The sequence below is a fragment of the Halomonas llamarensis genome (genome assembly GCF_023555005.1).
Lineage (GTDB): Bacteria > Pseudomonadota > Gammaproteobacteria > Pseudomonadales > Halomonadaceae > Vreelandella > Vreelandella llamarensis.
Genome location: NZ_JAMJPJ010000004.1, coordinates 111,477 through 124,533 on the forward strand (window position 1 = coordinate 111,477; position 13,057 = coordinate 124,533).

7 protein-coding genes are annotated in these 13,057 nt (G+C 58.0%); 2 read left to right on the forward strand and 5 right to left on the reverse strand.

Going from position 1 to position 13,057, the window contains the following annotated elements; translation table 11 throughout:
- Positions 1 to 39: 39 nt before the first annotated feature.
- Positions 40 to 1,419, reverse strand: a complete 1,380-nt coding sequence (locus M8006_RS04480; protein ID WP_250080263.1) for an MFS transporter — start codon at positions 1,417 to 1,419, stop codon at positions 40 to 42.
- Positions 1,420 to 1,645: 226 nt separating this feature from the next.
- On the opposite strand from M8006_RS04480, the gene uvrA reads away from it, so the two are divergent.
- Positions 1,646 to 4,495 (forward strand): excinuclease ABC subunit UvrA, encoded by a 2,850-nt coding sequence (gene uvrA / locus M8006_RS04485; protein WP_250080264.1) that lies wholly within the window; start codon positions 1,646 to 1,648, stop codon positions 4,493 to 4,495.
- 9 nt (positions 4,496 to 4,504) lie between these two features.
- Here the strand turns inward: uvrA and M8006_RS04490 are convergent, their stop codons facing one another.
- Together M8006_RS04490 and M8006_RS04495 are read right to left on the reverse strand one after the other, a co-directional pair.
- Positions 4,505 to 5,284 carry a ribonucleoside-diphosphate reductase gene (locus tag M8006_RS04490; RefSeq protein WP_250080265.1) on the reverse strand — a complete coding sequence of 260 codons (780 nt, stop codon included), beginning with the start codon at positions 5,282 to 5,284 and terminating at the stop codon, positions 4,505 to 4,507.
- A 77-nt stretch (positions 5,285 to 5,361) separates the two neighbouring features.
- Positions 5,362 to 7,473 (reverse strand): adenosylcobalamin-dependent ribonucleoside-diphosphate reductase, encoded by a 2,112-nt coding sequence (locus tag M8006_RS04495; protein ID WP_250080266.1) that lies wholly within the window; start codon positions 7,471 to 7,473, stop codon positions 5,362 to 5,364.
- A gap of 246 nt (positions 7,474 to 7,719) precedes the next feature.
- Here M8006_RS04495 and M8006_RS04500 point away from each other — a divergent pair, with 246 nt between their 5' ends.
- Complete coding sequence (locus tag M8006_RS04500) at positions 7,720 to 8,331, forward strand: hypothetical protein (protein WP_250080267.1); 612 nt, start codon at positions 7,720 to 7,722, stop codon at positions 8,329 to 8,331.
- On the opposite strand, the gene M8006_RS18245 is transcribed toward M8006_RS04500, so the two are convergent.
- Both M8006_RS18245 and M8006_RS04510 read right to left on the reverse strand, forming a co-directional pair.
- Positions 8,286 to 10,991: a bifunctional diguanylate cyclase/phosphodiesterase gene (locus M8006_RS18245; RefSeq protein WP_250080268.1), complete on the reverse strand. Its 2,706-nt coding sequence runs from the start codon at positions 10,989 to 10,991 to the stop codon at positions 8,286 to 8,288. The two genes, M8006_RS04500 and M8006_RS18245, sit on opposite strands and share 46 nt — an antisense overlap.
- Positions 10,988 to 13,057, reverse strand: a complete 2,070-nt coding sequence (locus tag M8006_RS04510; RefSeq protein WP_347709739.1) for a sensor domain-containing diguanylate cyclase — start codon at positions 13,055 to 13,057, stop codon at positions 10,988 to 10,990. The genes M8006_RS18245 and M8006_RS04510 overlap by 4 nt, the downstream gene beginning before the upstream one ends.

Here is a 13,057-nt window from a genome sequence, read left to right on the forward strand (position 1 = left end):
TATGCATCTACTTTCGATGCTGTTGCTGCTGAGTGAATGCTATTGCTTGGGCGGTGATAAAAGCCGTGATAACGCCGCTTGGTCGAGCTGCTGGCGGTTGACCTTAAGGTAGGCCAGCCGTTCTTCCGGTACCACCATCACGTCTTCTACGCCAGCCACATCAGCCAAGCGCTCCAACAAGGCATCTAGCGTATCGGTGTGCTCCTCACTTAAAGCGACCACTTCACTCGATAGCGGCGGTGGCGAGGGCATCGACCACATCGTCACCCACCATAAAAATGCCAGCGCGGCGGCGCCGAGAAATACCGCGTCTAACCCCCACGTATGCGCCAGCCACCCGCCTAGCGTCCCGCCTAAAAAGGCACCTAAAAACTGCCCGGTGGAGTACACTCCCATCGCTGTGCCCTTGGCCCCCGCCGGGGCGAGTTTACTGAGCATGGAAGGCAGCGTTGCTTCTAGCAAGTTGAAGCCGGTGAAAAATATCAGTAACCAGAAAAATAGCCCCGCGCCTTGCGATACCGGCAATCCAAGGCTTGCCAAGCTCAGCACCATCGCGCCAATCGCCACGAGACACATGAGCTTCATACGCTGTTTTTTCTCGGCGATGATGACCATTGGAATCATCAGCACAAAGGCCGCACCCATAATGCCCAAATAAGCCAGGCCATGATGCTCAATACTGATACCGGCATTGACCAAGCGAAGCGGCACGGCAACAAAAATCGCCATTAGCACTAAATGCAGGGTAAAAATCGACAGATCGAGCCGCCATAAATCCGGGCGCGTGATCACGTGGCGTAGCTGTTGGCGGTCCATTCCCACATCGCGGTGCTTAAGCCGCCGAGGCGCCGGCGGCACCCAGCGCCACAGCGCCAAAAGCCCCACGAGCGTTAGCGCGGCGGTAAACCAAAACACACCGGCAAGCCCGGCCCAGGCGGCGAGCCACGGCCCCAGCACCATCGCCAGCGCAAACGAAAGGCCAATCGAGACGCCAATTGTCGCCATCGCGGCGGTGCGTACCTGTTCGCGCGTTTGATCCGCCAACAGCGCCATGATCGCCGCCGCGACCGCCCCGCTACCCTGCAACGCTCGCCCGGCGATCACTCCACCGATCGAATCCGCTAGCGCCGCCACCACACTTCCCGCAGCAAACAGCAAAAGCCCCAACGCAATCATTCGCTTGCGCCCATAACGATCAGACAGCCAGCCGAACGGGATCTGCAGGCACGCTTGAGTCAACCCATAAATCCCTAAGGCCACACCGATAAGAAGCGGCGTGGCGCCCGCTAGGGCTTCGGCATAGATCGCCAACACCGGCAATACCATGAAAAGCCCGAGCATACGCGAGGCATAGAGCCCGGCGAGACCGCTAATAGCTCGGCGCTCAGAGGCCAGCAACAGTGCGGAAACCTTACGCATAGAATCCTTGTGGCAACGACGGTTACACGTGGTGAACGTATAGAATGAACGTTTTGATCAACAATGGTGACCATACGTTTAAGACAGCCCGCTATTCTAGCGCGTTGCCTCGATAGTGGAAACGACCGAGGGAAACCTTACCCGCCTGCATCAAACCTCATCCGCTTTGCCGAACAGGGTATAAGAAACGTATAATCGTTCTTTTGCTGCGCGACACGAGGTGTTAATGGACAGCATTCTGGTCAGGGGTGCCCGCACCCATAACCTCAAGCAGATCGATGTCAAGCTCCCCCGCGATAAGCTGATTGTGATCACCGGCCTATCTGGCTCGGGCAAATCGTCGTTGGCGTTCGACACCCTCTACGCCGAAGGCCAGCGCCGCTACGTGGAATCGCTCTCCACCTACGCGCGGCAGTTTCTATCAATGATGGAAAAGCCCGATGTCGACCACATCGAAGGGCTTTCGCCGGCCATTTCCATCGAGCAGAAATCCACCTCACACAACCCACGCTCTACCGTCGGCACCATCACCGAAATTTACGATTACCTGCGCCTACTGTTCGCGCGGGCGGGTACGCCACGCTGCCCGGAGCACGGCGAAGACTTAGAAGCGCAAACCATCTCACAGATGGTCGACCAGGTAATGAACCTGGTTGAGGGCACCAAGCTGATGCTGCTCGCCCCCGTAATCAAGGGGCGCAAAGGGGAGCACCTGCAGCTTCTCGCTGAGCTTCGCGCCCAGGGCTTTGTGCGCGTGCTGATCGACGGCCAAGTGCTGGAGCTTGACGACATCGCCCCGCTGGATAAACGCAAAAAGCACGATATCAGCGTGGTGGTCGACCGCTTTAAGGTGCGCGACGACATCGCCCAGCGCCTGGCGGAGTCGTTTGAGACCGCGCTGAACTTAGCCGACGGCACGGCGATGATTCACTTTATGGACGGCGAGCACGAAGACATCGCCTTCTCCTCGCGTTTTGCTTGCCCGGTGTGCGGTTACTCGCTCGCCGAGCTTGAACCGCGCATGTTCTCGTTCAACAACCCGGCGGGCGCCTGCCCCACTTGCGAGGGCCTGGGCGTACAGCAGTACTTCGACCCAGACAAGCTAATCAGCCACCCGGAGCTATCGCTCGCCGAAGGCGTGATCAAGGGCTGGGATCGTCGCAACGTCTATTACTTTACCCAGCTACAAGCACTCGCCGAGCACTACGGTTTTACCCTGGAAACCTCATGGCAGGACCTTGGCGACCACGAGAAGGCGATCATTCTTCACGGCAGCGGCGACGAGGCGATCCCGTTTGGCTACGTCAGCGACCGCGGGCGCAAGGTGACCCGCGAGCACCCGTTTGAAGGCGTGCTGCCCAACCTACAGCGGCGCTACCGCGAAACCGAATCGAGCATGGTGCGCGACGACCTGGCCAAATACATCGCCGTGCAGTCTTGCGCCACCTGCCAGGGCTCGCGGCTGCGCAAGGAATCGCGCCACGTTTACGTCGATGATCACAACATCGCCGATATCGTGCGCTTCCCGATTGGCGACGCCCAGCGCTATTTCGCTGCGCTTTCGCTTCCCGGGCGTAAAGGCGAAATCGCCGAGAAGATCGTCAACGAAATCCATGCCCGGTTGGAATTTCTAGTCAACGTGGGGCTGGATTACCTCAACCTAGAGCGCAGCGCCGATACCCTCTCCGGTGGTGAAGCCCAGCGTATCCGCTTGGCGAGCCAAATCGGTGCCGGTCTTGTCGGCGTGATGTATATTCTCGACGAACCCTCCATCGGCCTGCACCAACGCGACAACGACCGGCTTTTAAAAACCCTAGAGCGCCTGCGCGATTTGGGTAACACCGTAATCGTCGTCGAGCACGACGAAGAGGCCATTCGCGCCGCCGACCACGTCTTGGATATCGGCCCCGGCGCAGGCGTTCATGGCGGCGAAATCGTCGCCCAGGGCACGCCGCAAGAGGTGATGGATCACCCTGACTCACTTACTGGCCAGTACTTATCCGGCAAGCGCGAGATCGCCGTACCGCCCTACCGCATTCCCGGCAATCCAGAGAAACAGCTGGTACTCAGCGGCGCCACCGGCAACAACCTGCAAAACGTTACGCTCAATCTGCCGCTGGGCTGTTTTGTCTGCGTCACGGGGGTGTCCGGCTCGGGCAAGTCGACGCTGATCAACGGCACCTTAATGCCGATTGCCGCCCGCGAACTCAACCGCGCGACCACGCTCAAGGCAGCGTCCTACCAGCAAATCGATGGGCTTGATCAGCTCGATAAAGTCATTGATATCGATCAAAGCCCCATTGGCCGTACACCGCGCTCTAATCCGGCTACCTATACCGGCATCTTTACGCCGATTCGGGAATTATTTGCCGGTACCCAGGAAGCGCGCTCGCGGGGCTACAAGCCCGGTCGCTTTAGCTTCAACGTCAAAGGCGGGCGCTGCGAGGCGTGCCAGGGCGAGGGCATGATCAAGGTCGAGATGCATTTCCTGCCGGATATCTACGTGCCTTGCGATGTGTGCAAAGGCAAGCGCTACAACCGCGAAACCTTAGACATCAAGTACAAAGGCAAAACCATCCACGAGGTACTGGAAATGACGGTGGAAGACGCGCTGGCATTCTTCAGCCCGGTGCCCGCCATCGCCCGACGCTTGCAAACGCTGCTCGATGTAGGGCTCTCGTATATCCACCTCGGTCAGAGTGCCACCACGCTCTCTGGTGGCGAAGCGCAGCGGGTAAAGCTCGCGCGCGAGTTGGCCAAGCGCGATACCGGCAAAACGCTGTATATTCTTGATGAACCCACCACGGGGCTGCACTTTGAGGATATTCGCCAACTGCTGGTGGTGTTGCATCGCCTGCGCGACCACGGCAACACGGTATTAGTCATCGAGCATAACCTGGACGTGATCAAAACCGCCGACTGGCTGATCGACTTAGGCCCCGAAGGCGGCGCCGGCGGCGGGGAGATCATCGCCGAAGGCACGCCCGAGCAGGTCGCGAAGATGGACGCGTCCCACACCGGGCGGTTTCTTAAGCCGCTACTAGCGCGTAGCCCGAAAACCGTGGTTAAACACTAAAAAAGCGGATTAGCCACACTTCGACCAGCCGCAACCGGCGTAGCAAGTGGGGCAACCGTCCATCATGATCAGCTCGCCACGACATTCAGGGCAGTGGCCGACCGTGGCTAGGCCGCTGCCTTTAGGCTTTTTTTCCGCCTCCGAGCCTGCGCCAATCGGCTCGACGGCGCCAGGCACGCTCTCTTCTTCCTCAACCGGCGGCTGCCAAGCGTGGCCGTGCTGCATGCGGTGCTGGTAGCACTCGACGAGTGATTCTACCGGCACCTGGTTGCCATCCTGATCGAGGAAGCCACGGCGATAGAGAATCTGCTGGATCGACCAGGCAATCGCCGCGACTTCCGAGTCATGGAACATCGGTTTGCCCCAGCGGTTCCAACCGCAGCGTACCAAGCCCTTATCCCACGCGACCTTGCGCAAATCGGCCACCGCTTGCGTAACGTAACCACCGCGAGCGGCCAGCGATAGGCTGCGCATGGTGGCAGTGATCCACTGGTGTTCGCTTGAGAGCTGTCCGGAGGGAAAGAAAAACTCTACCGGGCGCTCGATCACCACGCGCTTGCCGCCGACCACGCCCTCAACGGGCATAAACGAAACCAGCAGGTAGACTTTCTTACGGCCTTCCGCACCGACGTAAGAGATCTTCTCCGAGACGGCTTCCAGCGTGCCCTCCGGGCGCGACGGGATGCGCACCGTGAGCGGGTTCTCCTCCTGCAACACCGGCTCAGGCGTCGCAGGCTCATCCTGCTTGATGCGGTAACCGACGATCTTTGAGGTGATTTCAACAGTCATTGTCTTCTCCACTGTCTTATTAACTGTCTTTTCGCACTGAGGCAAAAAAGAGTGATGCGTTCAGGTGAAGTTCGCCATCACCATTTGCCGTAAGTGCCCTCTTTCAACGCATCAAACAGATTGGCGGCGTTATGCTCTTCGCCATCGTAGACCACCTTTTCGTCGCCATTAAGCTCGACGGTTTCACCGTTTTCCAGCTCAAACACATAGGTGGTGTTTTTGAGATCATCCTCGCGGACCAGCACACCCTGGAAAGCCTCCGGGTTAAAGCGAAAGGTAGTGCAGCCTTTCAGGCGGCTTTCATACGCCTGCAGGTAAAGATCTTGAAACGGCTCAAAGGGGAAATCAGTCGGTACGTTGACCGTTTTGGAGATTGCTGAGTCGACCCACTGCTGCGCGGCGGCCTGCACGGCAACGTGCTGCTCGGGCGTGACCGCATCGGCAGTGATGAAGTAGTCCGGCAGATCACTTTCGACCGCCTCAGCGGCAATAAAGTGGCGATACGCCGCGAGTTCAAAGGAGACCACCTCTACCTGCTCTTTGGTCTTTTTGCCCGACTGAATAATGTTGCGGAAGTAACGGTGCGAGAACGATGGCTCGATGCCGTTAGAGGCGTTATTGCCCATGGAGAGCGAAATCGTGCCGGTCGGCGCAATCGAGCTGTGATGGGTAAAACGCGCGCCGTGCTCGGCAAGGGCGGCTACCAGCTCCGGCTCGTGTTCGGCCACTTTTGCCATGTACTCACTGTAGCGGGCGTGCAAAATCCGCCCCGGTACTTTGTCGCCAATTTCATAGCCGTCTTTTTTCAGCTGCGGGCGCTCGCGCATCATCTTCGGTGTGATGGTGTGCTCCTCACTCAGCACCGGCGCCATCCCTTTTTCTTGTGAGAGTTCCAGCGCCTGCTTCCAGCCCTCAATGGCTTGGTGGCGGCTGACTTCCTCGGTAAAGGCGAGCGACGCTTTGGAGCCGTAAGGGATCTTGAGCATGGTCAACGTAGAACCCAGCCCCAAAAAGCCCATGCCGTGGCGGCGCTTGTGCTCGATTTCGCGCTGCTGCTGCGGCAGCGGTAAGCCGGCGATTGCAACCACGTTATCCAGCATGCGGGTAAAAATCGCCACCACCTTGCGGTAGCGCTCCCAATCAAAGCGGGGCTTTTGGCCAAACGGGTCGATCACGAACTTGGTCAGGTTGATCGACCCCAACAAGCATGCGCCTTCCGGCGGTAATGGCTGTTCGCCGCACGGATTGGTGGCGCGAATATCTTCGCAGAACCAGTTGTTGTTCATGCGATTGACCTGGTCAATCAGGATAAACCCGGGCTCGGCGTAGTCATAGGTGGACGCCATGATGGTGTCCCACAGCTCGCGGGCTTTGATCACCTCGACAACGCGGCAGGCGACGCGGCCTTCGTCATCCACTGTGTAGCCCTCCTCAATCACCGGCCAGTCGCGGTAAATCAAATCTTCCGGCTTCACATCCTCTTTCTCGCCCGGGTGCAGCGGGAAGGCCAGCGGCCAGTCAGCGTTCTGCTTCACCGCTTCCATGAACTCGTCGGTGATCAACAGGCTCAAGTTAAACTGGCGCAAACGCCCGGCTTCGCGCTTGGCTTGGATAAACTCGCGCACATCCGGGTGGCCGACGTCGAACGTGCCCATCTGCGCGCCACGACGCCCGCCCGCTGAGGCGACGGTAAAGCACATCTTGTCGTAGATATCCATAAACGCCAGCGGGCCGTTGGTACCCGCGCCTGCGCCAAATACAAACGCCCCTTTGTGGCGTAGCGTCGAGAAGTCGTAGCCAATGCCCGCGCCGGATTTTAACGTCATGCCCGCATCGACCACGGAGTCGAGAATATCGCGCATGGAGTCGCGAATGGTGCGCGACACGGTGCAGTTGATCAAGCTCACCGCGGGTTTGTAAACTTCCGCGCCAGCGTTGGAGAGAATTCGGCCCGCGGGAACGGCACCGTTTTCCAATGCCCAACGGAACTTGGGCAACCACGCGTCCGCCTTATCTTCTTCTACCGCTGCCAACGCGCGGGCAACGCGCTCAAAGGTGGCGCCTACATCCTGATCAACCGGCTGATTATGGCGGTCTTTCAGGCGATATTTGGCGTCCCAAATCTCCTTCGACGGCGCTTGTAGCGGCACATCATTGGAGGTTTTGACGGCGTTGGCAGCAGTGCTCATGGGGCTTAACTCCTTCCCGACGGGAACGTGGCGACTAAAAACAGCAGAGCGGAAATTGACGCGCATTATACGGCGCACAGTGGTGAAGTATAGGCTTGACAGCCACTATATAGGCTATCTTTTTTTAAAAAATCTACTAGATATAGGAAAATCAGCGCGTTAGCTTTCCCTAGCGCCCTCACCATTATAGGCTGCTATTTTTTGCACCGTTTCCATCAACCCTGCCGTTTGGATAAAGAGCCCCGCATGCCATTAAGCTTGTTACACCCGCTACGTTGCTGCTTATTGATCGTGATCAGTTTGCTGTCGGCCATTGCTTTCGCCACCTCTTTTAACGTCAGCGATGCAAAGCGCCACGCTCACTGGCAATCAATGACGCTCACCCTCGGCGATGAGCGTCATTTTCGCGCCGTGGAAGGTCACAGTTATACCGATGCGACCCTCAGCGTGAACGCCACACGCGATGTGTGCGATTTACCTTGGTTGGAGATGCGCGTCACGTTGGAGGAGCACCAAGGCAAAAGCGATACGCTGAACGTGGTGCCGGCGCTGATACGCGTGGATGACGGTGAGATTCGCCACGCGGTCGCGGAGTTTATTACCCAGCGCGGCGACGACGGTTTCTATGCACACTTTTATATCAATGCGCTGGAGGCCGTATTGGCAGACATGCGCGACGGTGAGCAGCTTTTTCTTGCCTTTGAGCTTTCGACCTTCGAACAAGGCGAACGCGAACCGTGGCATATGACGTTCAGTCTGGACGGCGCCGATACGGCCCTCAAACGGATGCAAGGCGCATGTTATAGCGAACGTTATAGCGACAGCGTCTCCACCGGCCCCGGGCGCGAGAACCAGTAACCTTGGTACGCCATGCAGCCCTCAGCATAAAGCCAGTCGCGGTGCGCCTGCGTTTCAACGCCTTCGGCGATCACCTCAAGCTCTAGGCTGTGGGCGAGCGCAATCACGGTACGCACAATGGCCGCATCCGCCGGGTCATCAAGCACATCGCGCACGAAGGATTGATCGATTTTAAGCTGATCCAGCGGCAGCCGTTTCAGGTAGGCAAGCGACGAGTAACCCGTGCCGAAATCATCCAGTGAGAAGCGCACGCCGAGCTTACGCAGTTGCTCCATGCGTGCGCACACCGCTTCTAAATCTTCCATTAGCAGGCTTTCGGTGACTTCAAGCTTAAGCCGCTGTGGATTCGCCCCGGTTCGCGATAACACCGTTTCAACCTGTTCGACAAACCCTACTTGGCGAAACTGGTTGGGGCTGACGTTCACCGCAATGCTTAAGTGCTCGGTTGATGGGTCACTTGCCCACTGCACTAACTGTGCGCAAGCCGTTTCCATCACCCAAGCCCCCACTGGCCCAATCAGGTGACTTTCTTCCGCCAAGGGGATAAATACCCCCGGCGAGATTACGCCGCGGTTAGGATGCTCCCAGCGCACCAGGGCCTCAACGCCAACGACGTTACCCCGTGCATTCACTTGGGTTTGATAAAAGAGCGCCAGCTCTTGGCGCTCGATAACATGGCGCAAGTCGGCTTCAAGTTGCGCACGGTCGATCACCGCCGCCTGCATCGTCGGGTCAAAAAAGCGCAGCGTATTTCGCCCAGCGGCCTTGGCTTGATACATGGCAAGGTCGGCCTGCTGGAGAATAGCGCTAACCCCCATGCCGTCACCGTAAAACAGGGTGATGCCGACGCTACCGCTGACTTGCAGCATGTGCCCATCAACGTCAATTGGCTCCAGTAGCGTTTTGAGCAACTTTTGCCCCACGGCTTCTGCGCTGTGCGTCGCCGCCTGCTCATTACTCCCGAGTTTGTGCAGCATCACCACAAACTCATCGCCACCTAAGCGCGCCACGGTATCGTTATCACGGATGATGCCGGATAGCCGCTCGGCCACGGCATTTAGCAGTGCATCGCCTAAATAGTGGCCAAGACTGTCATTGATGGTTTTGAAGTTATCCAGATCAATAAACATCACCGCGCTGTAGTGGCCTTCGCGCTGAGTGTCTTTAAGCGCAGCCTCTAGCCGGTCAATCAACAGACGCCGGTTAGGTAGTCCAGTCAGCGAATCAAAAAACGCCAGCTGGTGAATTTCCTGCTCAGCCGCTTTGCGCTGGGTGATATCACTGAGCGTGGCGACATAGTGAGTCACCTCACCGGCATCGTTACGCACCACGCTAATGGTGAGCCACTGCGGGTAAACCTCACCGCTTTTGCGCTGGTTCCACACTTCACCTTGCCAGCGACCGGACTCGTTCAGTTGCTGCCACATTTCATTGTAGAAGGTAGCATCGTGGCGTCCGGAGTTAAGCAGCGCCGGGGTCTGCCCGAGCACCTCCTCTTCGCGATAACCGGTGATCTCGCTGAAGGTACGATTGACCTGCACAATGCGATTGTTTGCATCGGCGATGAACATCCCCAGATGTGTTTCAAACGCCATGGCTGCAATTTTGAGCTGCGCGGCTTTGAGTTCGCTGACCTGCTGCATTTCTTTGCGTAAGGTCACTTCCTTGACTAACCGATTGCGGTGCTCGCGCAAGGTTTGCTCGGCGTCATAGAGTTGACGATAATGACGCAGGGTGAGTGCTCCCAGTGCCAGCAACAGCAAGCTGCCAACCAATAGCGCCCAAAAACGTCGCCACCAATCGTGCAGATACACAGTGGTATTTTCGCCGACGATCACAAGCCACGGGGCCGTCTGCAGCTTGCGCCCGGTGAACATCCGCTGATCTCCGTCCAGCGGTGAATGGCGCACCCAGCTATTACTCACAACGGATGAATTCAAAAAGGTGTCAAGCTGCTCGGTGCTAACCGCTTTGCCCAGTAGCGATTTGGCTTTGGGCCGCTCGTCGCTACGCCGGGCCATTACCCGCGCCGACGTATCTAAAAGCGCCACGCTATCACCGCGACGCAGTGGCAACTGGTTCACCACGTGAACGATATAGCGCGGTGATAGCCGGGCAACCACCAAGGCATCCAATTCGCCGTTACTGTTTTCAATCCGCAGGGCGTGAAGCAAATACGGCGAATCGTTGTCTCCCTCACGGTAAAGCGGTGATACCGCACTTTTCGGCCCGCCATCGTTGCAAGCAAGCGTTTGAAGTAACCTCGATTCATCGAAGGACAAGGATAGCGGTGCGGTTGTGGCCACAAGCTCTGTCTTTGGCGACAGCACGGCCACGTCTTGCCACACATCCAGGCTATCGCGCTGGCGATTTAGCAGCATCGCCAAATCTTGCTGTGCCAAGCTTTGGGCTTGCCAAAGGTGGTAAAGGTCACCGACGCCTTGCAGCGAGTGCCGTGACGCATCAAGCGCGCTTTCCATCCACTGCGCGACCATCTCGGCATTAGCGGCGGTGCGTGCCTGTGCTTGCTGCTGTTGATTGTGATAGAAGTGGCGCATCTCCCACATCACCAGTAGCAACAAACCCACAAACATCACCCCGGCCCCCCACGTGGCGCGCCGCGGGGACATCCAGTGCCCGATTAACGAACGTAACGTCACGATCCCTTCCTCGTCGCGACTTCCACCCGGTTCCGTCCCTTGTGCTTGGCCCGATACATCGCCTTATCTGCCCGCGCCACCATGCTTTTGCAGCTATCATCCAACTGCCATTCAGTCACGCCGACACTGACTGTCAACGGTTTGCTCAGCCCCTCAACATTGAGCGTTGTTATCAGCTCGCGTAGACGCTCTGCTAGGCCGATTAATGCCTCAGTATCTGCATGCTTGGCGAGCACAATAAACTCCTCACCGCCCCAGCGGCCCAAGTGGTCGCAGCCGCGCAGCGAGTTTTCCACCAGGCGCGCCAGGGCAACCAATACGTCATCGCCCAAGGCATGGCCATGCGTGTCGTTGATCTCTTTGAAGTGGTCGACATCAAACAGCAGTAGTCCAAATTGCGCCCCATAACGTTTCGCCGCCACCAGCTCGGCGTCGATGGCCTGTTCAATACGGTAGCGGTTCCACACCTGCGTTAAGGGATCAAAATGCGCCAGCTGCTCTAGGCGCTGATTGGCGTCTGCCAGGGCTTTACGCTCTTGCTCTAAGCAACCGTTTAGTTTGCTGATCTCATACACCGATATCGCCAGCGTCAGGTCTTCGCCCAAATCCACCGCGGCTAACCGCTCAACGCGCTGCCACGCCTCGCTTTTGCCCACGACGTGTTCGTAGCATGCGGCAGGCGACGAAGGGTGCGTTAGTACAGACGGTTGGCTGGATGAAGGCTGATTGAACGAAGGCTGCATGGCCCAATAAAGCGTTTCAACCTGCTGGGGACGGAAAAAGAGCAGCCAGCCACACGCCTCCAAACTAAACGGCAACGGCACCGCCAGCAAACCGCACTGTTTGTTCATCGCCAGCGAACGGGTCAGCGGGTTTGTTGCCAACTCACGGCTGCACCAGGGGCCAGAATGATCATGGGCACGCGCTAGCCGTTTAACGAGCTGACGGGTCACGGTAGGCGATGGGCTACTGCCTGATTGGTAAGTATTACCGTCAATCCAGAGCGCCACGCCACGGGCACGGAAAAGCGTCATCCAGGTATCAGCATGCGCACGCAATAGCTGCGCTGGGCTTTGCGGCGCTTTACGGGCGGTGCTAGAGAGGACCAGGCTATCTTGCACGCGCTGAAGATAGCGCGCCTCTTGCCGGGCACGTAGCAGGAGTAAACGTTGTGTTGCCATCTGTACCAGCGCCCGTGCGGCATCGCGCACCGGCGGCGGCGTAGGATGCGACGCCGCCGCATGACAAACGACCATACCCCAGAGCCCGCTATCACCTTGCATGGCAAGGCTTAGCGAGCCACGCACTTCAAGCGCTTGTAAGTAACGCACGCGATCCGCCGCTGGGGCGCGTAACAGGCTGTCTTCCAGCGAGGGAGCCGCCGTTTCGGGTACAAAACCCACGGCTGGCGCTTTTACATCTTGGATATAGCGAATGGCGTTGCGCTCGTAGGCCTGGCGCAACGCGACGGGAAAGTCGCTGGCTGGGAAGTGCTGCCCCAAAATCGTGGGCAGACGTCCCTCCCGAGCCTCAGCCAGAGTAAAGCCGTGCCAATCGCTATCAAAATGACACACCACCACTCGGTCATAACCGGTTAATTCTTGAATTGCCCCTACCAGGTTATCGAGTAGCGCTTCCTGGTGTGTGGCATCGGCGAGCTGCATCAGCCGCTCGTTCACGGCGCCAAGCAAGCGCCACTTACCCAACGCCTGCAACGGCTCGATTTCGACCAGCACCTGCTCACCGCTACGCAGTGCATGAATTTGGTAGCGCACGTTGCGGCTGTCTGTTGGGCGCACAAACGTAATCGGTGCCAGCAGGCGCTCGCGCCCTTGCATGGCACGACGCACACGCTGACTCAGCCGCTTACCCAACAAACACGCAAGCGAAAGCTGATCTGGCTCAGGTAAGGAAATATCAAGTATTGCGCCCAGGTTGGCGCTTACCGAATGCACACGGCGGCACGCACTGTCCACCGCTATCACCGCACCAAAAGGCTGAATATGGGCGGCTGATGGGTGTGCCGGGTGCATCTTAGTCGACGGTTTGTTTAACAATGGCGTCAC

Bases quoted from the DNA above. Each gene is read 5' to 3' on its own strand.
- M8006_RS04490 (WP_250080265.1), bottom strand. From the start codon at position 5,284: ATGACTGTTGAAATCACCTCAAAGATCGTCGGTTACCGCATCAAGCAG.
- M8006_RS04500 (WP_250080267.1), top strand. From the start codon at position 7,720: ATGCCATTAAGCTTGTTACACCCGCTACGTTGCTGCTTATTGATCGTG.
- M8006_RS04480 (WP_250080263.1), bottom strand. From the start codon at position 1,419: ATGCGTAAGGTTTCCGCACTGTTGCTGGCCTCTGAGCGCCGAGCTATT.
- uvrA (WP_250080264.1), top strand. From the start codon at position 1,646: ATGGACAGCATTCTGGTCAGGGGTGCCCGCACCCATAACCTCAAGCAG.
- M8006_RS04495 (WP_250080266.1), bottom strand. From the start codon at position 7,473: ATGAGCACTGCTGCCAACGCCGTCAAAACCTCCAATGATGTGCCGCTA.